At 66.0% G+C, this 25,952-nt stretch carries 15 protein-coding genes; 5 read left to right on the plus strand and 10 right to left on the minus strand.

Annotated features, from left to right (window positions below; all coding sequences use genetic code 11):
• Positions 1–322: 322 nt before the first annotated feature.
• Positions 323–2,077 carry an FAD-binding protein gene (locus tag H8S61_RS05165; RefSeq protein WP_186938201.1) on the plus strand — a complete coding sequence of 585 codons (1,755 nt, stop codon included), beginning with the start codon at positions 323–325 and terminating at the stop codon, positions 2,075–2,077.
• 3 nt (positions 2,078–2,080) lie between these two features.
• Here the strand turns inward: H8S61_RS05165 and H8S61_RS05170 are convergent, their stop codons facing one another.
• Positions 2,081–3,616 carry a response regulator transcription factor gene (locus H8S61_RS05170; protein WP_186938202.1) on the minus strand — a complete coding sequence of 512 codons (1,536 nt, stop codon included), beginning with the start codon at positions 3,614–3,616 and terminating at the stop codon, positions 2,081–2,083.
• Positions 3,617–3,839: 223 nt separating this feature from the next.
• Positions 3,840–5,684, minus strand: coding sequence for an FAD-dependent oxidoreductase (locus tag H8S61_RS05175; protein WP_186938203.1), 1,845 nt, complete (start codon positions 5,682–5,684; stop codon positions 3,840–3,842).
• A 240-nt stretch (positions 5,685–5,924) separates the two neighbouring features.
• On the opposite strand from H8S61_RS05175, the gene H8S61_RS05180 reads away from it, so the two are divergent.
• Positions 5,925–7,157, plus strand: a complete 1,233-nt coding sequence (locus tag H8S61_RS05180) for a coproporphyrinogen-III oxidase family protein (RefSeq protein WP_186938204.1) — start codon at positions 5,925–5,927, stop codon at positions 7,155–7,157.
• On the opposite strand, the gene H8S61_RS05185 is transcribed toward H8S61_RS05180, so the two are convergent.
• Positions 7,154–8,716 carry a helix-turn-helix transcriptional regulator gene (locus tag H8S61_RS05185; protein ID WP_186938205.1) on the minus strand — a complete coding sequence of 521 codons (1,563 nt, stop codon included), beginning with the start codon at positions 8,714–8,716 and terminating at the stop codon, positions 7,154–7,156. The two genes, H8S61_RS05180 and H8S61_RS05185, sit on opposite strands and share 4 nt — an antisense overlap.
• A gap of 188 nt (positions 8,717–8,904) precedes the next feature.
• A complete protein-coding gene (locus H8S61_RS05190; RefSeq protein WP_160943490.1) occupies positions 8,905–10,728 on the minus strand; it encodes an FAD-dependent oxidoreductase in 1,824 nt (607 codons plus the stop codon).
• A 271-nt stretch (positions 10,729–10,999) separates the two neighbouring features.
• On the opposite strand from H8S61_RS05190, the gene H8S61_RS05195 reads away from it, so the two are divergent.
• Entirely contained in the window at positions 11,000–12,466 is a 1,467-nt protein-coding gene (locus H8S61_RS05195) for a LuxR family transcriptional regulator (RefSeq protein ID WP_114516632.1), read from the plus strand.
• Positions 12,467–12,889: 423 nt separating this feature from the next.
• On the opposite strand, the gene H8S61_RS05200 is transcribed toward H8S61_RS05195, so the two are convergent.
• Genes H8S61_RS05200 through H8S61_RS05210 form a run of 3 tightly spaced genes read right to left on the minus strand, consistent with a single transcriptional unit; the run spans position 12,890 to position 17,376 of the window.
• Positions 12,890–13,795, minus strand: a complete 906-nt coding sequence (locus tag H8S61_RS05200) for a dimethyl sulfoxide reductase anchor subunit family protein (RefSeq protein ID WP_186938206.1) — start codon at positions 13,793–13,795, stop codon at positions 12,890–12,892.
• Positions 13,795–14,478: a 4Fe-4S dicluster domain-containing protein gene (locus H8S61_RS05205; protein ID WP_186938207.1), complete on the minus strand. Its 684-nt coding sequence runs from the start codon at positions 14,476–14,478 to the stop codon at positions 13,795–13,797. The genes H8S61_RS05200 and H8S61_RS05205 overlap by 1 nt, the downstream gene beginning before the upstream one ends.
• Before the next feature lie 3 nt (positions 14,479–14,481).
• Positions 14,482–17,376 carry a molybdopterin-containing oxidoreductase family protein gene (locus H8S61_RS05210; protein WP_160943486.1) on the minus strand — a complete coding sequence of 965 codons (2,895 nt, stop codon included), beginning with the start codon at positions 17,374–17,376 and terminating at the stop codon, positions 14,482–14,484.
• Between the two features lie 383 nt (positions 17,377–17,759).
• On the opposite strand from H8S61_RS05210, the gene H8S61_RS05215 reads away from it, so the two are divergent.
• Positions 17,760–19,136, plus strand: a complete 1,377-nt coding sequence (locus H8S61_RS05215) for a helix-turn-helix transcriptional regulator (RefSeq protein ID WP_255466475.1) — start codon at positions 17,760–17,762, stop codon at positions 19,134–19,136.
• A 255-nt stretch (positions 19,137–19,391) separates the two neighbouring features.
• Here H8S61_RS05215 and H8S61_RS05220 read toward each other — a convergent pair whose 3' ends face one another.
• The 3 genes from H8S61_RS05220 to H8S61_RS05230 are packed head-to-tail and all read right to left on the minus strand — an operon-like array spanning position 19,392 to position 24,059.
• A complete protein-coding gene (locus tag H8S61_RS05220) occupies positions 19,392–20,291 on the minus strand; it encodes a dimethyl sulfoxide reductase anchor subunit family protein (RefSeq protein WP_186938209.1) in 900 nt (299 codons plus the stop codon).
• Complete coding sequence (locus tag H8S61_RS05225) at positions 20,291–20,956, minus strand: 4Fe-4S dicluster domain-containing protein (protein ID WP_009608205.1); 666 nt, start codon at positions 20,954–20,956, stop codon at positions 20,291–20,293. Before H8S61_RS05225 ends, H8S61_RS05220 begins: the two co-directional genes overlap by 1 nt.
• A 4-nt stretch (positions 20,957–20,960) precedes the next feature.
• Positions 20,961–24,059: a molybdopterin-containing oxidoreductase family protein gene (locus H8S61_RS05230; RefSeq protein ID WP_186938210.1), complete on the minus strand. Its 3,099-nt coding sequence runs from the start codon at positions 24,057–24,059 to the stop codon at positions 20,961–20,963.
• A 285-nt stretch (positions 24,060–24,344) separates the two neighbouring features.
• Between H8S61_RS05230 and H8S61_RS05235 the strand changes: the two genes are divergently transcribed.
• Positions 24,345–25,799: a LuxR C-terminal-related transcriptional regulator gene (locus H8S61_RS05235; RefSeq protein ID WP_222617631.1), complete on the plus strand. Its 1,455-nt coding sequence runs from the start codon at positions 24,345–24,347 to the stop codon at positions 25,797–25,799.
• Positions 25,800–25,952: the final 153 nt, after the last annotated feature.

Consider the following 25,952-nt stretch of genomic DNA (forward strand, 5'->3'; position numbering starts at 1 on the left):
CGACGCGCGCCGAGCGCGGGCGTCCGGGGGCGGCCACGGCGCTTCGGCGGAATGTTCAGTATCCGCGCATTGTCGCCCACGCCGCCCCGCCCGCACCTGAAGCCCCAAGCCCGTTGCACAACCGTTGCGCCCCGGAAACCGGCCCTTGGGAGAGAAAGGGGTCTCGACGTTGGAACAAGCAACAAAAAACATCTTTTGACATGGCCTTATGAAAAAATCCCCCTCAGCGGGTGACGAACCTCTCCTTCGACGAACCTAGGATGCGAGACGCTCGTCGGCTGCATGGCGAGCGCGACACATCCATCGAGCAAGGAGGGAACGTATGGAAGACATTTCACGCCGCAGCTTTCTGACAGGAGCAGTTGCGGTCGCGGGCATCGCCGCCACCGCCGGCTTGGCGGGGTGCGCGCCCCAACAAACGAGCGAAGCGACTGCGGGGTCAAGCGCGCAGGCGGCTCTGGCAGGCTCGGGCAAAACGACCATCGGCCAAACGCCAGCATGGTTGGGCGATGCGCCGCAGATCGCAGAATCGGACATCGTGAACACCATGGAAACCGAGCTTCTTATCGTGGGAGCCGGAAATGCCGGCATGGCCGCAGCCGTTCTCGCCACCGACCTGGGCATCGACTTCGTCGTAGCCGAGAAGGCCGGGGCCGTGGGCGCAACGCGCAACTGGTACGGCGCGGTGAATATCCCCGAGTGCGCCGAAGCGGGTAAAGAGGTCGACACCGTCAAGCTGAACAACGTGCTTCGCCAGGCGTTTGGAGGAAAAAACGACATGCGGGTCGTGAAGGTGTGGCTTGACGAGTCCGCCGACATGCATGCCTGGGTCAAGCAGATCATGTCCGATTACGGTTACGAGGTTTCTTTCGATTCGGATCAAGGGCTCGGCCATGGAGGCGTGGGCATCGACATGTACGTTCCCCCCATTCAGGTGAACTACAACGCCCGCGAAGACTGTCCCGAGGAGTACGCCAAGCTCAAGCGCAACGAGCTGTTCGAAGACTACATCAACAAACAGGGTCACGAGGTGACGTACGGATTCGACCTCGTCAAGCTGACCACCGACGACGCCGGCGCGGTGACGGGAGCCATCTTCGACACGAAAGAGGGGTACGTGCACGTCAAGGCCCGAAACACGCTCATGACCACCGGCGGATACGCAGCGAATGCGGAGATGCTCGACTCCTTGAACCCCATTCTCTCGAAATGCCTGACCGCATCCGACTGGACGCCCGGGAACACCGGCATGGGCATCAAGGCGGCTCTATGGGCCGGAGCCATGAAGGACCCGCAGTCTGCCGCGTTCGTATTCGACCGCGGTGCCGTCGAGCCGGGAACCAAAGCGGGATGGACCCAGCAGAGTCTCGAGAACGGAGAGCCGATGCTACCTGCGACGGGGCAGTTCAACCCCGGGTCGCAGCCGTTCCTCAAGATGAACCTGCACGGCGAGCGCTTCTTCAACGAATCAGCCAACTACGACTGGGCGCCTCACGCCGCCGCGTCACAACCGGGCGGCGTATACTTGGAGGTTTGGGATGCCGGCTTCGCCGAAGACATCGAGCGGTTCCACAGCTTGGGCTGCGCGAGCCTCACGCGCGTCATGGTTAACACGGTGGGCATGGGAACCGACGGTTACCTGCAGGAATGGATCGACAAGGGCATCGTGGTCAAAGCCGATACGCTGGAAGAGCTCGCCGACGGCCTGAAACTGGAAGGGGCCCACAAAGAGGCTTTCCTCGCCACCATCGAACGGTACAACGAGCTGTACGACGCCCAAGAGGATGTCGATTTCGGCAAGGAGCCGTACCTGCTATCGCAGATCCGCACGGCCCCGTTTTACGGCGTCACGCTGGGCGGAACCTTGCTCGACACGAGCGACGGCCTGCGCATCAACGCCGACATGCAGGTGCTCGACACCAACGCCGAAGTGATTCCCGGCTTGTACGCTGCAGGCAATTGCGGCGGATCGGTCTTCGCAGACGGGTACTACAACCTCACGCACGGCATGGCGTGCGGAAGAGCGCTCACGTTCGCCCGGCACGCCGTGAACCACATCGCGGGCACCAAGGCCTAGCATCTACCAACACCCCTCCCTTGGCGGTGCCGGTTCCAAACCGGCACCGCTTTCGGAGCGCGACGCTGAGGCCCCTTCGTCTCCGAAGTGCTCGACCGCATCGATCAACTCCTGCTGGGAATGCACGTCCAGCTTCATGTAGATATGCTTCACATGCGTTTTCACCGTATTGTACGACACGACGTAGTGCTCTTCGATGAACTTCCCGTTGCGTCCCCGAGCCAGCATAGCCATGATCTCCGTCTCGCGTTTCGTAAGCCCTCGCTGTGCCGCCAAGCGAGCGCAGCGGCTCTCAAAGCTCCCGCCCTTCTCGGATGCCTGATGAGAATCGGCGATCACCAAGGGCTTCACGGGCTGAATGCCGTATATGATGCGTTCGAAACTGACGCGACGCAGCCAAACGAAGCAAAATACGACGAACAGGAACAGCAGGGCCGCGAGAAACGCGAGCGTAGCCGCATCGCTTGCGGCGGCAATGCCGTTCGCCGCATGACCGGCACCCGCCCCCAGCATCGTCCCGACCGAGGTATATGCCTGGCTGCATGCGACCACGTACACAGCATCGATCTTGTTGCGAGCGGCCATGGAAACAACGACCAGCATCTGAAGCAAAGCGAAACACTCGCTCGCCGAAGCAAGCAACACGTTGCTTGTCGCTCCCAGCGAGTGGAGGATCGACACCATCGCAGCCAGAACGCCGGCGATGACGAGCAGCGAGGCGATTTGGAACAACGCGTCCTCTTGGCCGCGCTCGCGCCCGCTCAGCACTATCCAGACGCCTGCAAGCAAGGGGACGAGCCCTGTGACGAACGTGTGGACGGGAACCCCGGAAACGCTGTTGAGCGCCAGAGAGAAGCCCGAAACCAGCTTGAGCGCGAGCAGGCTCAAGAACGCGACGTTGAAGGGGCTCACGAAAGAACGAGGCTGGCTCAGCACCAAGTCGCGCGCGTCCCCCACCTCGGCAGCCTCGCGAATCATGTCGCTCGCCAGGGGGTACGCCAGCACGAGCACGATGCACGTGAGGGCAACCCAGGACGCCACGCGCGCTTCAAGCGGCACAGAGGACATCGCCCACTCGAACACCGATGCTGCGGCGTACGCGGAGCACACGCACAATGCAACGCTTCTTGGGTTGGCGAGCTTGCACAACGACAGCGCGAGGGCGGCGCTCACCCACATGCCTCCGAGTATGCATAAAGCATAGGCGATCTGAGGCCAGCCGGGAACGGCCCAAGCGTCGACGCATAAGAACATCGCCGCTCCGATTGCAGCCGACGCAGCCGCAGTGCACGAGAGAAGCCGATTGCTCAGAACGGTTGGGCGAAAGCGGGCCAACAAGGCAATGGCCACGAGGGGCAGTATCTCCGCACATGTATACACAACATCGCGGGCAAACGGGTCCGTCGCCGAGAACACCGAGATGATGTCGTTGTTGAGAATCCAGACGCGAACCGAGGAGCACGTCCCCATGGCAAAGCAGCAGAGCCAGAGCCGAGCGCCTTTGCCATCGGGCCCCATCAAATCGCGCAGCCTTACCATGCCCGCACCCTCCCCGTACCACAAGCCCGCTCGGCGACCCCTCGCCACAGCTTCCTCCGCCTGCCAGTATACCGTTTCGAATAAACGCCCGCCCGTTTTCGCGTGAAAAAGCCGCCGTCCTGGGAGGGGTGGGACGGCGGCTGGGGAAGGCGGGGCGGGTGCGCCCCGGGAACCGGAATGCCAACAGCGCGCGGCGTGCGGCGCGGCGCCGGACGGGCGAGCCTTACTTGCCGCCCAGGTACTCGCCCACCAGGTAACCCGAGGTTTGGGCAAAGCCGATCGACACGCCGTTGATGGGCGACGTGTACTGCAAGGGGAACCTGCCGCCCATGCAGTTGCCGGCCGCGTACAGGCCCTCGATGGGCGCGAACGTGTTCTGCGCACGCACCTGGCCGTGGCGGTCGCAGAACATGCCCGTGAGCGTGACCAGGCCGCCGGCCATGTTCCCGTCGGTCGGGAACGGGATGGCGAAGTAGGGCGGCTCGAGCTTGTTCAGGACCTCGGCGGGCTTGGCGTAATCGGTGTCGGCCCCCTGCTCGCACATCTCGTTGTAGCGCTCGACGCTGGCGACGAACCGCTCCGCCGCCTCGCCCTCGTAGCCGCAGTAGCCCGCCAGCGTGGCGAGATCGTTCGAGCAATAGCAGGTGAACGCCCCGTGCTCCGCCTCGGACGTCTGGAACCCCTCGGCCCCGGAGTCGGCGTGATCGGCCGTGAAGTCGTTTTCCCAGTACTTAGCGCCGAAATGGCCTTCCTGGTCGTCCCACCATTTCACGTTGAGGTGGCCGATGGGCATGCGGTTGACGGTGGCGCGCCAGTTCGAATCGAACACGCTGACGAACCCCGCTTCGTGGCGGGCGCCGGGAATGCCCGCGAGGAACGACGTGGAGAAGGCCTCGTTGGAGAAGCGGTAGCCGTCCTTGTCGAGCAGCAGCACGTGCGTGCCCTGCCAGGGGCCCATCGGGCTGACGTTGGCACCGCCCATGGCGGCGCGGGGGCCGATCTCGAATTCGCCGCCCGCCCAGTACATCATCTTCTGGCCCATGCCGTCCTGCCCCATGCCCGAGAACCCGTCGGACGTGGGGTTCAGGTCGCTGATCTCGGTCAGCAGCTCGCCGCACATGGTGGTGTTCGTGGACATGTCGCCCGTCGCCACCACGACGCCCACGCTGGCGTTCAGCTGGATCTGGCCGTCGTCGCCCTCGACGATGGCGCCGACCACCTTGTCGCCGTCCTTGACCAGGTACACCGCCTCGTAGCCCCACAGCATCTCCATGCCGTCGTTGCTGATCGCGGCCTGGATGGCGTTGTAGTTCACCTGTGTGATGCCGGCGTACGTGGCGCCCTCGATCTCGGCCTGGTGGTTCGCGGCTCCCGGCCAGCTGTAGAAGCTGCCCAGCTGGGGCGTCCACTCGTCGGGGATGTCGTCCCACGTCTCGCAGATGGGGTCGTAGCCGGGCGTGAACGACAGGTGCCAATCGAACACCTCGCCGGAATGATGGCAGAAGTACGACAGGATGTCGGGCTCGGCGCGGTTGCCCGAGTTCAACTGCCAGTTGTTGAAGAACGTCATGGGATCGACCTCGGGCACGCCGTGGCTCTTCTGCCATTCGGAGTTGATGTGGCCGTTCTCGTTGCCCAGGTTCTGGTAGTTCTCCTCGGCCTGCTTTTCGACGAGCACCACCTTCTTGCCGAGCTCGGCCGCCTTATGGGCGCACGCCACGCCCGCGTGCCCCGCGCCGAGCACCACCACGTCGAAGTCCCGCGTCTCCTTCGGGTCGAACGAGCTTGCGCCGGGATCGGTCCGCCATGTGGGATCGGCCGCGCCGCCGCCCATCGCGGGGCCTGCCGCGCCGCCGCCCCCGCCTTCGCCGCCCGCAACCGGCTCGGCCGCATCGGCGCTCGCGCTCGCAGCCGCATCGCCCGAAGCCGACGTGCTGGGCGCGCATCCCGCAAGCCCCAGCATGGTCAGAGCGCCAGCCGCGCCGGCACCCACCAGGAAGCTTCGCCGGGACAGCGTCGCGCCCTCCAGATCGTCCACCGCATCGAGGTGATTCGTCCGTTCGCTCATCGCATCCTCCTTCCCTGCAGCGAGCGGCCCGAGAGCCCTTCCCCCAGGCCGTGGCGCGCTGCAGAACCGACCTCATCCTACGGGGCGCACCGCGGTTCGGTATCCCCCAACCTGCATGAATGCGGCCGGTTACTGCAGAGTGCAGTAGGCGCTCGACGGCCTTCCTCGCTATCATCGAAGCGGAACGAAACGCTGCGGCCGCACCGCAGCCCCTCCCCCGGACCCAGGATGGAGCGCCCCATGAACGAGCTGCACGTCGACCTCTCTTTCCCGTACTGCCCCCGCCGCTGCGACTACTGCGACGCGCTCGTCGCCACCGGCAGGGTGGCCGACTTCGAACGCTACGCCGACGCGCTCGTGCGCGAGCTGCGCGCGGCTGCGCCCGAGGCGCGCGGGCGCATCGTGACGTCGGTGCGCTTCTCCGGGGGCTCGCCCGTGCTCATGCCGCCCAAAGCCCTCGCGCGCGTCATGGACGAGCTGCGGAACGCGTTCGAGGTGGCGCCGGATGCCGACGCGGCCCTGCAAGCGACGTGCGCGGGGCTGAGCTTCGACGCGCTCGGGCACTATCGCAAAGCGGGCATCACGTTCCTCGAGCTGGGACAGGAGACGTTCGACGGCGTGCAGCACGACGCGCTGGGGCTCTGCTACCCCATGAACAGCTACATCGACGCGCGGCAGCTGCTGACGTTCTGCTCGTGGGACGGCCTGGGTATGAGCCTGTTGTACGGCCTGCCCGGCCAGAACCGCGTCAACCTGTCCACCTCCATCGTCAACGCCGTCGGCTTCGGCGCGCGCGAGATCGCGCTCGCCCCGCTGCGGCTGCGGCCCGGAAGCGCGCTGCACGAGCGCTACGCCGAGCACCCCGAGCGCTTCGACGCGTTGCCGCGCAAGGCCTGGCCCACCGAAGACGAGCGGCTCGCCCTGCGTGCGGCCGGCGAAGAGCAGCTCGTCGCCGACGGCTTCACCCGCGTGACGCAGCACCTGTTCAGCGCGGACGGCACGCTGCGGGCGAGCCAGCGGGCGCGCTGCGACGACGTTGACCGCCTCGGCGTCGGCGCGGGGGCCTGGTCGAAGCTCGACGGCGTCGTGTCGCGCTCGACCGGCGACCTCGCCCGGTACCTGGCACACGCCGAAGACGTCCGCGCCATCACGGCGGCCGCCGACGTCCTGACACCCGTCGAGGCGTCGTGCCGCTACGTGGCCGGGCGCCTGTTCGCAGCCGAGGGGTTCTCGCACACCGAGCACGAGCGCCGCTTCGGCGCGAGCCTGCCCGTTCCCCTGCGCGCCGAGCTCGAGCGCCTGGCCGAAGCGGGCTGGGCGACGTGCGAAGGGGACCGCTGGAAGCTCACGTGCGAAGGCGGGCACCGGTACGACGATGCGGTGCGGCGCCTTGCGGCCGCGGCGCAGGCGGAGAAGGAGGCGGCCGGCCATCGCGGCGCCGGCGCGAGCCCGCGCGTCGCGGCGTCGGCCTAGTACGTCTTCAGCAGCGCCAGGAGGTCGTCGCGCGAGTGCGTGTCCGTCTTCACGTAGATGTTGCGCAGGTGCGTGCGCACGGTGTACGGCGACAGCACGAGCTGCTCCGAGGCGTAGGCCACCGAGTACCCCTGGGCGAAGAACCCCAGCAGCTCGCGCTCGCGCGGCGTGAGCCCGTACTCGTCCGCGAACCGCTCGACGAGCGCCAGGTCGGCCTCGTCGGCGGAGATCGAAAGCGCTTGGGAGCGCGTCTGGCCGTTCGAAGGCCCGGTGGGGAACGCGGCGGGGCGGCTCGACAGGAAGAGCGGGAACAGCTGCATGACCAGCACGGCGCCCAGCAGGATCACGACGATGACGTTCACCACCTGCACGGGCCCCTCGCCCGCCATCGCCATGACGGCCGCCTGCAAAAGCGCCGCCGCCACCTGCCAGCATACGAGCATCCGCGCAAGGGCGCGGACGGCTCGCGCGCCCGGGCGAGCGCACGCCGCGAACCACGCGTACGCCAGCAGCAACGCGCCGATCAGCTTCGCGGCGGTCAACGACACGAACGTGCCCGACATCATCAGCACGTTGGCCAGGCACAGCGCCAGCACGAGCGCCACGATGACCGTCAGCCGCGCATAGGCGAGCAGCCGCGCGTCGTCGCCGTCGTGCGCGAACGCCGCGCCCCCGCCGACGAGCGCCGCGGCGATGGCCAGCGCTGCGGCCACCAGCAGGTTGTTCGCAACGTATCCCCCGGCCAGCTGCTCGTGCGCAAGCACCAGGTCGGCGCCTACACCCTGGATGCACCCCAACACCGCCCCCGCCAGCAGGCAGAACAGGATGGGCGAGCCCAACGCGCGCGCCACGCCGCCCGATGCGGCGCGCGACGGCTCGGCGTCGCCAACGGCTGCGTCCGCAGCCGCACCTGCCGGCGCAGCTGCAGCCGCGCCCGCGCCGGAGCGCTTCCGCGCGACGACGCGGTACGCCCCGAGGGAGAGCAGGGGCAGCGCCACCAGCAGCGCGAACCCCACGGCCGCCTGCAGCGCGAGGAACGCGAGATCCGCCAGCGCGGTCGCCGCGAACGCGACGGCGATCGCGGAAACCTGGAAGAGGCGCGGACGATCGCCCAGCAACGCGAACCAGCTCACGAGGGTCGTCACGCCCAGGAAGCCGCGTAGCACGAGCAAGAACGCTCGCGCGCCGGAAGCGTCCGACAACACCGGCAGGGACGTCACCGCGTACACCGCCGCCAACGCGACGCAGCAGACGGCGTAGACGGGCATCGACCCCCGCACGCGATCGACCGCGCGCAGCGGCGCCCACCCGAACAGCGCGTAGGCGGCAAGCGACCCCGCCGTCACGGCGAACGTCGGCAGCGCGTCGGCCTGTCCCGACGGGGCGAACAGCTCGGAAGACCGCATGGCCACCGTCTCCACCGACGAGCCCATGCTGCAGAACACGAAGCAGCAGGCCAGCCCGACGACCGCGAGAACGAACGACGCGGCCCCGTCCCGCGCGATGACGCGCGCGAGCTCGCGCGCGCTCGATTGTATGCTTCGCCGCAATGCCGGCAAACGTCTTCCCCGTTCTGCTGGAACCCTTAGCAGGCATTATAGCCGATCGCGACCGAGGCGGCGGAAAACTCGGGGGCGAAGAGGGTGCCCCCCTACGCGCGGAAAAGCCGCCGCCCCAGGGAGGGAGGGGGCGGCGGCTCGTCGATGGGGCCCGGGGCCGCAGGGAAGCGGCACCCGGGAGGGATGGCTTAGATGTCGAGGCTGGGGATCTTCGACTCGGCGTCGCCGCCGGCGGCGTTGATGCCGGCGATGCGGCCGAAGGTCACGCAGCGGCCGTGGCCGATACCCGGCACGTAGGTGGGATAGTCGCCCGCGCCGAAGAACTCGCCGGCGGCCGAGCCGCACACGTACAGGCCCTCGATCGGCTGATCCTCGGCGTCGAGCACCTGGCAGTCGGTGTTCGTGCGCAGGCCGCCGCACATGGTGAGCAGGCTGGCCACCAGCTTGCCGGCGTAGAACGGCGGGTCCTGCACCTTGCCCATGACCTCGGGGCGCTTGCCGTAGTCGAGGTCCTTGCCCAGATCGCACAGTTCGTTGTAGCGGGCGACCGTGGCCTCGAGGTTCTCGGGCGGCACGCCCATCTTCTCGGCGAGCTGCTTCAGCGAATCGGCCTTCAGCGTCTGGCCGCTCTCGACCTCGCCCTCGAGGACGATCTGCTGCGCCTCCAGGTTGTACTCGCCGCCCACGGGCTGCGTGAGCTGACCCCACTGCAAACCGCCGCCGAGGCCGGCGTCCATCTGGGCCTTCACCTGCTCGAGGCCATGGGAGTCGTAGATGGTCCAGGCGTCCTTCTGCGTCTGCAGCGCCTTCGTCACGCTCTTCGACTGGGTGTTCACGTCCTCGTTCTTGAAGCGCTTGCCGTCCCAGTTCACGTGCAGGAAGCCGTAGCTTGCCGCGCCGAAGTCGAGGTGCATGACGGCCGAATGCGGCTCGGACTTCTGCATGGCCGCGCCGGCCCACAGGGCCTGCTTGTGCATGTCGCCGGTGTCGACGTCGGGCGGGTTGTAGAAGCGGCCGTCCATGGCGTAGGCGGTCATGGGCGAGTAGTACTGGAACATCTCGTCGTCGGCGGCGTAGTCGCCCGAGGCGATGATGACCGACTTCGCGTTGATCTGCGTGTACTCGTTCTTGCCGGTGGCCACGATGGCGCCGGTCACCGGGCCGTCGCCGTCGCGGACGAGGCGCTCGCTCTTCGTCTCCCAGCGGATCTCGCCGCCCAGCTCCTCGATGGTGTCGTACAGCGCCGGCACGAGCACCGCGTTGCCGTACACGTCGCCCACGCCCGAGCCCTGGTAGAAGGTGAAGTTGATGGTTTCCTCGTACTTGTCGGCCTGGTAGAAGATGTGCGTGACCGGGTACTCGGTGTAGTCGGGGCCCTTGTAGTAGCCATCCCACAGCAGCGCCTCGAGGCCCTTCTTGGTGGCCAGGTCGTACAGCCAGTCGAAGCATGCGCCGCTCTTGTGCGCGAACTCCCACAGCAGCGGCTCCTTCACGCGGCCCTGCGCCCAGTTGATCCAGCGGCGCACGACGTTGTTGTAGTCGGGCTCCTCGACGAGGCCCTGGTCCACGAGGCCCTGCTGCACCTTCGTGTGGAAGCCGGCGATGTGCACGCCGCGCGCGACCACCGTCTCGGGGTTCTTGTCGATGGTGATGACCTTCTTCGCGCCCTCCTCGAGCGCGGCGATGGTGGCGCAGCAGCCGCCGAGACCCGCGCCCACGACGAGCACGTCGCAGTCCTCGGTGCCCGTGATCTTGTCTGCGGGGATGGCGTCGGGCGCGATCTCCCAGCTGTGCATGCCGGCCACGTCGGGACCGGCCGAAGCGCCGCTGTCGGCCACGGGCATGCCGCCCGTCGCGCCATCCGCCGCGCCCGCCGTCGAGGCCTTGCCCGCGTCGGCGGAACCCTGCGGCGCGCAGCCCGCCAGCCCGGCGACGGCCGCACCCGCGAGCGCGGTGCCGCCCAGACCCAAGAACGCTCGACGCGAAAGGCCCTGCTTCTTCTCTTCCTCCATGAGTGATTCCCTCCTCCGTTGCTTGCTCGCGGCCCCTTGTTGCCGCGTTGCGCCGACCATACGCCCGACCTCGCAGGTCATCATCCCGTCGACCGGGGGAACTTCGCCTCCCCTCCCGGATTTCCCCCTACCTGGGGGATGCTTTTCACACGGGCGGCGCGGCAAAGGGTGATGCGCTCGCGTATAATCTCTGGCGGGGATCGCTGCCGGATTCGCCCATCCGCGCGCTGCGGGCACTGCGGGCGTTCGATGCATGCAAGGGGAGGAACGGATGACACCATCGTTGCGCAAGGAGCTGTGGCGCACGCCCGATCTGTTGGGGTTCGCGGCCCATTGGACCTGGATCTGGTGCGTGTTCTGGAGCTCGCTGTTCTACGGCGAGGGAACGCTGCTCGGCTCGTCGGGCGGTGCGGGCGCGGCGACGGGGCTTGCGGGGATCGCGCTCGAGCCGCTGTGGGTGACGTCGCTGCTGGCGAACGTGGTGACCATCGCGTTTTTGCTGCTGCTCTCCTACCTGCGCAACCCGTTGTCCGACGTGAAGGGCCTTCCTCCGCTGGCCGCCGTGCTCACCGCGCTGGGCACCGTCGCCATCTCCCATCCTGCGCTCGCCGGGACGGGTGACGGCGCATCGACCCTCTATCTGGCCGGATCGTTGCTGACCGGCGTAGGCAGCGGCATCGTCGTGGTGCTGTGGGCCGAGCTGCTGGCGTCGCTGGGGTCGCAGCGCACCGTGAACTACAGCGTGGTGTCGCTGCTCATCGCCGCGGTGGCGTACCTGCTCGTGCGGTTGCTTCCCATCGACGTGGCGCAGCTCGTGGTGGCGCTGCTCCCCCTCGTCAGCATGGGATGCTTCGTCCACTTCAAGCGCAGCGTGCCGCGTCCGCCGCGCGCGATGCGCAACGTGCGCGTGCGCGAGAAGCCGCCGGTGCGCATGATGGTGATCGCCGTATTCTTCGGCGTGTCGTTCGGCGCCATGAAGGGGCTCATCGCCCCGGTGGGCGACGATTGGATCGGCGTGCGCGACCAGCTGAACATCATCGCCATCGCAGGCGGCGCGCTGGCCGTGTTCGTCACGATGAGCGTGTACAAGATGGACTTCGACCACCTGACGTACCAGATCGCGCTGCCGCTCATGGCGGCGGGGTTCCTGTTCCTGCCGCTGCACGAGCCGTGGAACGTCATCGGCACCGCCGTGCACCAGTTCGGCTACCAGTACTTCTACATCGTGCTGTGGGCGCTGTGGCCCGTGCTGGCCTCGCGCGGCGGCGTGCCGACCGGCTGGGTAGTGGGCTGGGGCCTGCTGTGCATCCAGCTGGGGCAGTTCGTCGGCTCGGTCGCGGCCGCCCTCGCGCTCACCGTGGTGCACGGCGACCTCGGGCTGGCCATGCTGTCGGCGGGCATCGTGTTCGTGATCCTCATCATCGCCCTGTTCGCCATGGGGAGCGGGTCGGCGAACACGGGCTGGGGGTTCGTGAAACCGATGGAGGAGGCCGACGCCACATCCGACCTCGAGAAGGCGGGCACGCGCCTGGCGCGCAGCTGCCGCTTGTCGCCGCGCGAGATCGAGGTGTTCTTCCTGCTGGCGAAGGGGCGCAACCGCGCCTACATCCGCGAGGAGCTGGTCATCGGCGACGAGACGGTGAAGAGCCACGTGAAGAGCATCTACCGCAAAACCGACGTCCACTCCCAACAAGAGCTGATCGACCTGCTGGAGCGAGAAAGCGGCGTGGAGGGATAGGTTCTGCCGGAATTGAGGCCTGTCGCTCATGAGGACGCTCATGGGGGCGGCGGGCGACTCGTTGCAAGGTTTGGTCTGCTTTCTGCAACTTTTTCGACTTCGTGGCAAGCGGAACAGAGCGCCACCTGGGGATTTACTTGCACATGGTGGCCTCGCGGTTGCCGCGCGTTTTCTTGCGCTTGCGAAACGCCTGATGGGAGAACCGGCTTCGGGAGCGCGCTTGCCACGAAGTCGAAAAAGTCGCAGAAGAGGCGCCGGAACCCGCTCGGGAGCCCGGCCCCGGCCCTCCTCGAGGGCGATCCGTCGTTTGCAAGGGGGTATGGGGAGACGAATCGCGCTCGAGGAGGGCCGGGGCCGCCCTGTGCGCCTGCGAAGGGACTTGCTTCGTTGGAGGGGCCTCCGCAGGCGCTATCGGGGGACGCGCTAGTAGAACATGAAGACCGAGAGCCCCAGGTTGTAGAAGACGACGCGCATGCAGACGGCTCCGACCAGGGCGGCGATTATGGCGGCCGGGGCCCAGAGCCTCCAGTTGCCGGTGCGCCTGCCTAGGAAGGCGGCGGCCAGGGGGACGATCGCGCCGACCGCCACGGCGCCGAGCCATAGCAGCGGGGCCTGGGAGGCGACCGTCGCGGCGGCGTCGGCCATGGCCTTCGTCGGGTGCGTCGGGTCGAAGTAGAGGCCGACGTCGGCGAAGGAGCCGGCGGAGAGCTGGAGGAAGATCGCGAAGGCGAGGGCCGCGAGGGCGTTGAGGGCGGCGCCGGCGAGGGCGGCGAGACCCGCGGGGGCCCCGGCGTCGGCTGCGCGCTCGGCGGGCTGGCCTGCGGGTCCCCCTGCAGCCAAGGTGGAGAGGAGGAGGAACGTCGCGGGTCCCAACACGCAGGCGTTGCCGAGGACGTAGAGGATCCAGAGGGCCGAGTCCCAGGCGGGGCGGGCGGCCATCGTGTACGAGTGCGCCATGACGGCCACGAGCACCACCGACAGCGCGACGGACAGCCACGCCAGCCACTTCGGCACGCTGGCGCCGTCGTCGGACTTGCGCATGAGCACGAGGTAGGCCACGGCGACCACGGCCAGCACGACGATCGCGATCAGCTCCTGCGTGATCCCGGAGGTCAGGTGCCCGAACCCGTTGAAGATCCGCTCCCAGTGCTCGAGATGGAAGAACACCGCGATCCCGCCGGCCGCCAGCAAAACCGCCGAGCAAACCCACGCCGGCACCTGCGCCCGCTTCCCCACCCCGAACACCGCCATCAGCGCCTGCGTCCCGAACAGCCCCGCGCTCCACGCAACCAGCGTGGTGAACAAAATCAAAGGCCACTGGAGTTCCATTATTCACCGCCTCCTTGCCACTTCTCGTTTCGCAGGATGTAGACGAAGCTGGGGGCGTTGCCCACGTCGGGAAGGTGGTACACTTCGCTCTCGTCGTAAGGCTTCACCGGATAGTCGCATGAGTCGCCTATCAAATCGCCCCACTTCATCCTGGCCTTCGCCTGCGCATCGTACGACGGGTCCTGCAGATCGCACCCCGGCGCCTCAAAGCTCTCGAGCCCCTGGTCCAAATCGCCGAAGAACCGAGCGCGACCGCCGCATTCGCTCACGCATTGCGGCAGCTCGCCCTGGGCGATCTTCTGCTCGCACAGCGTGCACTTCTCCACGACGCCCTCCTCCTCGTTCAAGTAGCGAACGCTGTACGGGCACGACATCGCGCAGAATTGGCAGCCGATGCACTTCGACTTGTCGATCTGCACGGTGCCGTCCGCAAGCTTGTGCGAGGCGCCGGTCGGGCACACCTTCACGCACTCGGGATTCTCGCAATGCTGGCACTGCACGGTGAGGAAATAGGTGTACACGTCGGGCCATTGGCCGCCCTTGGTGCGCGGGTTCGGCCCGATGCGCAAGACCTTGTTCCAATACGACCCCACCGGCACGCTGTTCACCACCTTGCACGCTATCGAGCACGCAAGGCAGCCGACGCATTTGTTGAGATCGGTCAGAATCGCATAACGAGCCATAGGTCACTCCCTCCCCTCGTACAACGGTTGCCATTCCTTCAGGCGCGGATCGTCGCAGGTGTGGATGATGGGCGTCCCGTCGTCTCCGCACGGCACGGGGTTGCCGAACGGCGAATTCTCGGGCGTGGCCTTGTACACCTTCACACCGTAAGCACGCAGGTTCGACGACCCGATGATGCGATCTTGGGCATGGCGATCGATCAAGCAGTTCACGCCGGACAATTTGAACCCGTGATCGGGCTGATTGAGCTCGGGGTACCACCATTGGTGCTCGGCGTTCACCACACCCGGGGCGATGCCGTAGTACAGATCGACCACTTCGCGAATCTTGTGCTGATCGGTTTCGATCCATACCCAATCCCCCTGCTCGAGACCAAGTCGCTCGGCGTCAACGGGATTCATCTCAAGGCGAGGAACGGGCCACAGCTCGCGGCACCATGGCAGCTGCCGGTGCTCGGAGTGGAAGTAGGTTCCTTGACGACGCCCGGTGGTCATCAAGAACGAGTTGTCGTCCGTGAACAAATCGGGGTCGGCGACGGGGCCATGCGGAGCCTCCACGAACTTCGGGAACTCCTCGCCCTCGCCGGGCAGCCATGATTCCAGCACCGTCGACCAGATCTCCTGCTTGTGCGTGGTCGTGTTCCAGCCTTGATGCTGGTTCGGATTGGGCGGGAACCCTCCGTTGATGTGGCCGTTTCCGGTTTGATAGCGCCGATAGACGCCCCAATCGTCGGGCTTCTCCACCTTGGAATCGAACCAGCCCTTCTCTTGGAATTCCTTCTTGTAGTCATTCCAATCGGGAATGCGGAAGCTTTTGAGCGCAACGTTGTTGCACGCGTCCACGGCTTCATCCCCCTCGAGCCACGCCGCACCGTGATACCCCTCGTCGAAGTACGGGACCCCGGCGGCCTTATACAGGCCAACCACGATCTCCAGATCGTTCTTCGCTTCTCCGGGAGGCTCCACCGCCTTCACCGTAGCGCCGAACGCACCCGATGAGCCCTGGCTTTTGCGAATGCAATCGAGCTCCAGCCAATGAGCGGCGGGCATTGCGATATCGGCCATCATATCCACGCACGGGGTATGCCACAGATCGATTGAGCACCAGAAGTCGAGCTTTTGAAGCTGCTCCGCGGCAAAGAGGGAGTTCGACTGGTTCATGAAGTCGCCCGTCTGCCCGATGCCGCACGTCACGTTATAAGGCTCGCCGCTCTCGATAGCGTCGTACACCGACGTCGCATCCGCCCAGCTGGGGTTGCAGTCCGAGCCGATCATCGGAAAACGCTCTTTGCCCAAAATCTTCTCGATGGTGTACTCGGTGGTTTTGCCGGAGTCGGGCACGCACATGCCGAGGTCGTAGACGGGCCAACCGGGAGTCGAGCCGCGCATGCCGCCCGGAGTGTCCATGTTGCCCGTTATGCCCGCCAGCAGGTCGCAGGCACGGTTGTTCTGCGTCGAATTGCACGCGTGCTCCAACGCCAGCATGTACTGGATTCCGCCATTGCCGTACCCGGTCGAGGGGTCGACGCGCGTTGCGTACGTGATGGCCGCCTCTTTCAGCACTTCGACGTCAACGCCCGATATCTCCGACACCTTTTCGGGAGTGTAGTCTTCCAAGAACTCGATATAGCGCTCCCACACCGTGCGCACGTGCACGCTGGAGCCATCTTTCAACTCCACCTCGAAGCCGCCTTCGGGGGTATGCAGCGCGGGAAGCAGCCCGTCGGGAAACGGTACGTAGTCAAGCACGAAGCCCTGCGTCTGACCCGTCAGATCCAATCCCGGCTGATGAGCCTCTTTGCCCTCGGTTGCGGGAACCCAGTCCTCGCCCTCCCAGCCGGGGTTGTCGCCGCCGGCATCGTACCAGCTCAGCTCGTTTGTGATCTCGTTGAGCACCATGAAGCGGGTATCCGCCCCGCCCTCGACGAGGTCGGACTCTTTGAGAAGGCGCGTACGCACCTTGGCCGTCTGCGCGCTCGACGAGGAAGGGGTTGGCTCGAAGCTCTCCTCTTCCACCACCAACATAGGAGCGTTCATCCACTTCCGCACGTACAAATCGTCGTACAGCTCGTTCTCGATGATGACGTTGGCCCAGCAGTTCGCCACTGCCCCATCGGTTCCGGGACGAAGGTTCACCCAGATATCCGCCTCTTTCCCCAAGTTCGTCTGGCGCGGATCGACCAGGATGTGCTTGTCGGCGCGCGTCGCCACGTCGACCGTGGTGCGACAGCTATCGTCGTAATTGGACAGCTCCGACGCGCCGCCCCATTGCACGTACACGCGCGGACGCCCCACCACTTCCATCCAGCTGTAAGCGTTCGAATCGTTCAGCTTCGTAGCGTAGAAGCGCGGGCCTTTGCATATCTCGTTGGCCTGTATGCCGTTCGGCGACCCGAAGCACTGCTTCAGCGCGCCATAAGGGCCCATGGCCCAGATACGCGACGTGCCGCCCATGAAGAAGCACGTCTCGTTGCCGTACTTTTCCTGGTTCTTATGGATTGCCTCGACGGTGGATCGATACGCCTCATCCCAGCTGATGCGCACCCAACCGGGCTCTTGCCCTTTGGGATTCGTGCGCTTGAGCGGGTACATGAGACGGTCGGGATGATACGCCGCCTGCAAGGACGCCTGCCCTTTCGCGCAATGGTTTCCCGCCGACTGGAAAGCGCTTTCATCGCCCTCCGTTTTGACAACCCGCCCATCCTGAACGGTCACCCAAACGCCGCACTCCATCTTGCCGCATCCGCGACAGGCCGAGCGTATGCGCTTGACTTCGCCCGACGAGGCAGCCGGCTCGGTATCCGCCAACGCCGGCTGAGCCCCCGTGAAACCGGCGGCCGCAGCCGTCACGGCCATCACCTTCGCAAACGCACGTCGGGTCATGAGCAGTTCGCCCATTCCTCCTCCTTTCATCGTCCTCTCCGATGCGCTTCACCCTATGGATCCCGTCGCCGTCGCACATCGGCCTGGTCGCACGTTTTCGATCAAATCGGTATCGTGCGCATCGCACGATGGCCGTTCACCTGGAGAAACGCTGATCGCGTTTCCAAATCTCCCAGTCTTTTTGTCGCAATCGGAACTCGACCGGCACGAGAGCGCGGTACAATAGGCATCTCGGAGCCGTTCGCTTGCGGACGGCGGAAAGCCCGCATTCGGGGGGGGATGGGGACAAGTCCATGGAGCCGGTCAATCCAAAAAGGGTCTTCCCAACAGCTGCAGAAATCACCGTAGGGGCAGCGCTGGGCTGCAACATCGCCTGGGTGTCGATGAGCTTCAAGAGCATGAGCCTGTTCGCAAGCTACCATCACGGCGAAAGCCTGCTCGATACCACCTACCTGATATCCATCATCGCCGTCACGTTGACGCTTGCGCTTGCCGGCATAGCCGACAGGGCTACGGGACGTTTCTTGAAATCCAAGCTGTCGCTTTACCTGCTCCCCTTCGGCGTGTGCGCGTCCACGCTGCTTATGCCGCTTGCGGGGTTCGAGGGAATCGCGGGCACCGCGTTCGTGAGCTTGGCAGGCGTTTTGTCGGGCGTGTTTTCGGGACTGTTCCTCATCAGATTCGGCATGAGCTTCAGCCTCCTGCCCATGCGCGCCATCGTGACGGGCGCCGCATCGGCCCACATCCTGTCGACGCTTCTTTTCGCCCTGTTCTTGCTGTTCTCGCCTTTCGAGGCATGCGTGTTTGCCGCCAGCATGCCCCTGATCGCAGCCGTATTGCTCGAGTTCGGCATGAAGAACATCGGGTTGGCGCCGCAGGAGGCGCCATGCCCGCTCGACCAGCAGACGCCCGTCGAAGACCCGCTCGAGCGACGCGACTGGGCCCGCCTCGTCACGAGGCTCGGGCTGTGCGCCCTTTTGGTGGGATTCGCGAACGAGGCCGTCCGAACCCTCTACATACAGATGGGCATCGCGAGCGTCGGCGGCACCGTCTACGCGTTCACCCAGGCCCTTGTCGCATTCGGAGTGACCGCCGGAGCGATCGCCATCGCGCTCATCCTTCTCAACTCAAGATCCGAGCGCATGGCGAAAAACTGCTACCACGCGATCGTCGTGTTCCTCGTCATCGGCGCGCTTCTGCTGCCGCTGCCTCTCGTATACCCCGATTCGTCGGCCTACCTTCCCTACGCCGCGAATGCGGCCGCCTACCAATGCTTCAGCTTGTTTATGTGGGTCATCGTGACGGGCATATGCAATCGATACGCGTCGGTCAGGATACGCACGTTTTCATTCGCGCGTGCCGCATGGGCGGTCGGACCGCTGCTGGGCATGCTGCTGGGCCGGTTCGTGCTTCACCAGCACGGCATCCAGCTTGTTTCAGCTTTTCCCATCATGCTGGTTTCGGCTTTGGTCATTCTGCTGGTGAGCAGCGCCGTGTTCACCGAATCGGATCTGTTGAAAGCGATGGACATCATTCCGCTTGAACGCAAGCGCCGCTTCCAGGAAAAATGCCTGAAGGTGGTCGATCGGTACGGTCTGACCGAACGCGAGACCGAGATTCTCATCATGTTCGCGAAGGGACGCAACCTGCCGTACGTGCAAGACCAGCTATGCCTGTCGAAGAGCACGGTTTCCACCCATCGCCAGCACATCTACCAAAAGCTGGGGATTCACTCCCAGCAAGAGCTGATCAACCTCGTGCAAGAAATCGACTGATACGACCCCGGCCCTCCGGGAGAGCGGTTCGCCGTTTGCAAGGGGGTGTGGGGATGGCGAACCGCGCTCTCGGAGAGCCGGGGAGGGTCGTGCGCGCAGGGGCCTGGGGCCGGGCGCCTGCGGGTGCGGGCCCCTGACCCGTGGGGCTGGGGAGGCGGGCCGACCCATAGCCTGCGTGGGTGGGGCCCCGGCCTGTGCGCCTGCGGAGGGCTCGCCTGGTCGGCGGCGCCTCCGCAGGCGCTGTCGGGGGATGCGCTAGTAGAACATGAAGACCGAGAGCCCCAGGTTGTAGAAGACGACGCGCATGCAGACGGCGCCGACGAGTGCGGCGGCGATGACGACCGGGGCCCAGAGCTTCCAGTTGCCGGTGCGCCTGCCCACGAAGGCGGCGGCCAGGGGGACGATCGCGCCGACGGCGACCGCGCCCAGCCACAGGAGCGGGGCCTGGGAGGCGACCGTCGCGGCGGCGTCGGCCATGGCCTTGGTGGGGTGCGTCGGGTCGAAGTAGAGGCCGACGTCGGCGAAGGAGCCGGCGGAGAGCTGGAGGAAGGCGGCGAAGGCGAGGGTTGCGAGGGCGTTGGCGGCTGCGCCGGCGAGGGCCGCGAGACCAGCGGGGGCCCCGGCGTCGGCTGCGCGCTCGGCGGGCTGGTCCCGGGGCGGCACTGCAGCCAGGATGAGGGCGAACGTCGCGGGGCCCAACACGCAGGCGTTGCCGAGGACGTAGAGGATCCAGAGGGCCGAGTCCCACGCCGGCCTCGCGGCCATCGTGTACGAGTGCGCCATGACGGCCACGAGCACCACCGACAGCGCGACGGACAGCCACGCCAGCCACTTCGGCACGCTGGCGCCGTCGTCGGACTTGCGCATGAGCACGAGATACGCGACCGCGACGACCGCCAGCACGACGATCGCGATGAGCTCCTGCGTGATCCCGCTCGTCAAATGCCCGAACCCGTTGAAGATCCGCTCCCAGTGCTCCAAATGGAAGAACACCGCGATCCCGCCGGCCGCCAGCAGCACGGCCGAGCAGACCCAAGCCGGCACCTGCGCCTTCTTCCCGACGCCGAACACCGCCATCAGCGCCTGCGTCCCGAACAGCCCCGCGCTCCACGCCACCAGCGTGGTGAACAAAATCAAAGGCCACTGGAGTTCCATTATTCATCACCCTTCCAGTCGCGGTTGCGCAGGATGAACGCGAAGTTCGGATCGTTGCCGACGTTCGGCAGATGATGCAGATCGGTGCTCGCATCGAAATCCTGCGCCAACTCGCCCAGCGTCACGCGGTTGCCCGCATACAGGCCGTCGTAGGTGCGATCGGTGTCGTAGCCGACGGCGGGGGCTTCGAACGACTCGATCCCCTGGTCCAGATCGCCGAAGAACCGGGCGCGTCCGCCGCACTGGATGACGCATTGCGGCAACCCGCCCTGCCCCACGATCTGCGCGCACAGCGTGCACTTCTCCACGACGCCCTCTTCCTCGTTCAGGTACCGCACGTTGTAGGGGCACGACATCGCGCAGAACTGGCAGCCGATGCACTTCGCCTTGTCGATCTGCACGGTTCCGTCCTCCAGCTTGTGCGAAGCGCCCGTCGGGCACACCTTCACGCACTCGGGGTCGGCGCAGTGCTGGCACTGCACGGGCAGGTAGTACATCTCCACGTCGTGCGACGACGTGGCCCCCTCTTTCAGCGAGGGGCCGATGCGCAGCACCTTGTTCCAATAGTTGCCCACCGGCACGTTGTTGACCGCCTTGCAGGCAACCATGCAGGCCAGGCAGCCGACGCACCGGTTCAAATCGGTGACGATCGCGTACTGGGTCATGGCTTTACGCCTCCTCTCGGATGGTGTAGTTCGGCAGCCATTCCTTCAGGCGCGGGTCGGAGGCATCGTAGATGATCTCGGTGCCGTCCTCGGGCGCGCAGGGGATGACCTTGCCGTCGGGGCAGTTCTCGGGCGTGGCCTTGTATATCTTCACGGGCACGCCGCGCATGTGGGACGACCCGATAAACGGATCCTGGCCGTAGGGGTTCCAGATGCACTCGATGTTCGACAGCTCGAACCCGTGCGTCGGCGCGGGCAGCTCGGGGAACCACCAGGCGTGCTCGGCGTTCGCCCACCCCTTCGCGATGCCGTAGTACAAATCGACGCACTGGCGCACCTTGCCCCACTCCGTCTCGATCCAGGCCCAATCGCCCTGCTCGAGCCCCAGCTCGGCAGCGTCTTCGGGGTTCACCTCCAAACGCGGTGCCGGCCACAGCTCGCGACACCACGGCAGCTGCCGGTGCTCGGAATGGAAGTACACGGGTATGCGGCGGCCGGTGGTGAGGATGATGGGATACTCGTTCATGTCCACGTCGCCCTTGGGGCCCGATTTCGGCTCGTCATAGTGCGGCATCATCTCGTGCACCAGGTCGAACTTGCCGGGGTTGAACTCGTTCGCCTTGTCCACGCAGTACGTCTCGAACACGAGCGGCCAAAATTCCACGAGGCCCGTCGGCGTGGGGCAGCCGAAGTTGTTCACCGGATTGCCGGCGTCGTCGAACGCCGCGCTGAACGTGGAACCGGTGCACGCGTCCTTGCCGATGCGCATCCAGCCGGTCTCGAAGCGGCGGTACGTGCCCCAGCGGTCGGGCTCGATCTCCTTGGCGTTGATCCAGCCGTTCTCCTGGAAGTCCTCCACGAAGTCGTCCCAATGCTGCCATTTCACCTTGGGATTGGTCTTCGAGTTGTTCTGGAACCAGTCCTCCAGGCGCTCGTCCACGTGGTAGCCGCCGGGCGCGTCGCCCGCGATGTTGGTCCAGGTTCCGTTCGGGCCGCCCACGGCGTCGAACAGCAGGCGGTTGATGTCGTAGTCGAACTTCGTGTCGCTGGGCGGCTCGACCGCGCGGATGGTGGCGCCGATACCGCCGGACGCGCCCTGCGACACGCGGATGTTGTTGATCTCCAGCCAATGCTGGCACGGCAGCAGGATGTCGGCCATCTCGGTACCGGGATGGTGGAACATGTTGATGTCCACCCAGAAGTCGAGCGACTGCAACGCCTCCCAGGCCAGGTTCGCGTTCGACATGTTCATGAACGAGCCGGACTCGTTGATGCCGCCGCGCACGGGGTACGGCTCGCCGGTGAGGCAGGCGTCCCAGATGCGCGTCGCGTCGGCCCACTCGTTGTAGTACGCCGTGATGGGGAACTCGTCGGCGCCCACCATGTTCGACAGCGTGTCGTAGCGGTCGGGCACGTTGAGGGGATCGGGCGTGACGCCTTCCACGGGGATCTCGCCCAAGGCGATCAGCTGGGCCTTCACTTCCTGCGGCATGTTCGAGCCGGGCGCGGCCGTGGCCTGCTCGTCGATGGGCGAGCGCGTGAGGCCGCGGTTGCCGGCGGGCGTGTCGAAGTTGCCGGTCATGTAGATGAGGTGCAGCACCGCGCGCACCGTCTGCGTGCAGTTGCCGATCTGGTCGGGCGCGAGGTTCAGGTGGATACCGCCGTTGCCGTAATCCTGCCCCTCGGGACGCGTGGCCCACACGAGGCACGCCTCTTCGATGAGCGCAGGATCGAGGCCCGTGATCTCGGAGCACCACGCGGGCGTGCAGTCCGCCACCGATTCCTCGAGGTACGCCCACACCGGCTTCGCCGTGTGCTTCGAACCGTCGAGCAGCTCCACCTCATGCGTTTCGTGCAGGTCGAGGTCGATGCCGGCTTCCTCCAGCTCGTGATAGGACAGCGGCGGCAAATAGCCCTCCTGCGACGTGCCCTTGTACACGACCTCCATCTGGTCGCGCGTGGGGGCCACGTGGTTGCAGCCCTCCCATTGCGTGGTGTCGACGTCCCACATCACCAAGCCGCCGGCGCCGTCGTTGGCCAGTTTGTTCCACGCGTAGAACTTGCGCGGGCTGCCGCCCTCCACCACGTCGCTTTCCTTCAGCAGGCGCGTCTTGAGCTTCGTGCCCACGACGTCGGCGGGGATGCCGGCGTTGTTGAGCGGCGTGGACAGGTCGATGTAGCGGCCGCCCGTGGGCTCCCGGTCCTCCACCACGAGGAACGACGAGTTCGTCCAGCGCTTCACGAACTCCCAGTCCACCAGGTCGTTCTTGATGACGAGGTGCTGCCAGCACAGCGCCAGCGCGCCGTCGGAGCCGGGACGCAGGTTCAGCCAGTAGTCGGCCTCCTTGCCCGAGCCGGACAGGCGCGGATCGATGCAGATGTGCACGTCGGCCTCGGTCATCTTGTCCACGAGGTTGCGGCAGCTGTCATCGTAGTTCGAGTTTTCGGGCGCGGTCCCCCACTGCACGTACACGCGCGGCCCGTCGCGCAGCGCCATCCACGGCGCGCCGTCGACCGAGCTGATCCACCCCATCAAACGGCGCGGCCCCTTACAGATTTCCGACGCCACGTGCGCGTTCGGCGTATCGAACAGCCACTTGTAGAACGCGTAGGGCCCGTACACCCACTGGCGCGACGTGCCCGCCATGTTGAAGATGCACTGTCCGCCGTAGCGGTCCATCAGCTCGTTGAACTTGGTGCCGACGATCTCCATCGCCTCGTCCCACGTGATGCGCTGCCAGCCGGGATCCTCGCCCTTGGGATTCGTACGCTTCATGGGATGGTAGATGCGGTCGGGGTGGTACGCCGCCTGGATGGACGACTGCGACTTGCCGCAGCAGTTGCCGCTCGACTGGAACGACGACTGGTCGCCCTCCACCTTGATAGCGCGGCCGTTTTGCACGGTCACCCACACTCCGCACTCCATCTTTCCGCAGCCGCGGCAGCACGTGCGCACGCGTTTCACGTCGTCGCCGCGCGCGGCCGCTCCGGCATCTTCGGCCAACGCCGCGTTCGGGGCGACCGCTGCCGCGCAGGCCAACGCCGCACCCGTCACGGCCGTGAGCTTCGTGAACGCACGGCGCGTCAGATTGAGCTTTCCCATTCCTCCTCCTTCTCCGTCTCGTCCTTGCGACGGCTCGTCGAGAACGCCCGCCGCTTTGTTCGAGCATGCGCGGCAGGGGACGTCCGCGCATCATGCGTTTCTGCAAAAAATCGCGCGAATCGGAGGCTTTCCCATCATGCATTTCCCATGATTTTGGAGAAACGCCTGATGAGCAAAGCATGACGTCGCACATCAACCTATCGGGCCACGCGAGCCGGACGGATCGCGCACGCTATAATGAGGCTCAGGGGATCGAGATCTTGAGGGGGAATTCTCGTGACGCACATGCCGAAACCGCTGACCACCGCCCGGGATCGCCTGCGCGAGACGGCGCCGCGCAGCCTGTTGAACCTGCGCATGCTCGGCTTCGCCCTGGCGCGCGCGTGGGTGTACCTCATGTTCCTGGGCGCCGCCACCAGCTCCATCACGTGGAACGGCGAGCCGCTGCCCGGCGCGGCTTACTTGGGATCGACGCTCGTGCTGTGCGCGACCCTGTTCGCAAGCGCGATCTTCCACCGGCGCTTCACGGCGCTCATCGGCCATCGCGCGTTCCGCTTCCTCGGCCCGGCCCTCACCACCGTCGGCACGCTGGCCCTCGCCTGCGCCACCCTGCCGAGCGCACCGGCGCTGGCGCTGTGCGCGTTCGGCTCGGTATCGACCGGCGCCGGCTCGGGGCTCATCGACCTGGGGTACGGCGAGCTGTACCGCAACGTCGATCCCCGCCGCACGTCGTTCGAAGCGCCGCTCGCCTTCCTGATCGCCGCGGCCCTCTTCCCCGCCGTTCTGACCTTGCCGCCCGTCGGAGCGTGCGTGGTCTGCGCGCTGCTGCCCGCCGCGTCAGGTTGGATTCTGTTCGTGAAGCTGAGGACGTGGTCGTCGAAAGCCGAGCCGGTCGTGCAGCCGTTCGAGATCCACCTGGGGAAGTTCTCGTGGAAGATCGGCGTGTGCGCCTGCCTCATCGGCATGGCCGACGGCGTGGTGCGCGCGGTGTTCATCACCGCGAACGAGGCCAGCGTCGAGAATTTCTACCGCTTCCCGCTGCTTTGGTCGAGCCTGCTCACCATCGCCATCGTCTACGGCTGCGTGCTGCTCTCCAGCAAAACGGGCCTGCGTCCCGTGTACCGCTCGGTGATGCTGGTCATGGCCGTGTTCTTCATGCTGCTGCCCGTGTTCACCGGCTTTTCCGAGATCGAGAGCACCATCGCGCTGGCCGGCTACGGCACGTTCAACGTGCTCATCTGGATACTGCTCGCCGACATCTCGTTCACGTACCGGCTGTCGGGCGTCATGGTGTTCGGCATCGGCTGGGGCATGGTGACGCTCGGCGTGCTGCTCGGTTCCTCGCTGGGGCAGTTCGTGTGCACGTTCGCGCCGTTCTCGCCGCAGAGCCTGAGCCTGATCGCGCTGCTGGCCACGCTGGCCATCCTCATCTCGTACATGTTCGTGTTCAACGAGAACGACCTCATCGCGCTGGCGAAGGGCGACGAGGACAAGGGCAGCGCCGAGCCGAGGCGCCAGCGTTTCCAAGACCGCTGCAAAGACGTGGCCGGGGAATACGGTCTGTCGCCGAAGGAAACCGAGATCATGATCCTGTTCGCGAAGGGCCGCTCGAGCACCCGCATCCAGGAAGACCTCTACCTGTCGCGCGGCACGGTGACCACCCACCTGCGCCACATCTACCAAAAGATGGACGTCCACAGCAAGCAGGAGTTCCTGGACGTGATCGAGGGGCGGGAGTAGGACGCCGAGACGAGGGAACGGGGTTGGCGACTCACGTGCCGCCGTCGTCGTCGCGGGCGGGAATCGCGGCGTTTTCTGCAACTTTTTCGACTTCGTGGCAAGCGGGGAGAAACCCGACCAGGGGTTTCTCCCGCACGTGGCCGCCGGCTTCCG

It is taken from the genome of Eggerthella hominis (assembly GCF_014287365.1).
In the GTDB taxonomy this organism is placed as follows: Bacteria; Actinomycetota; Coriobacteriia; order Coriobacteriales; family Eggerthellaceae; genus Eggerthella; species Eggerthella guodeyinii.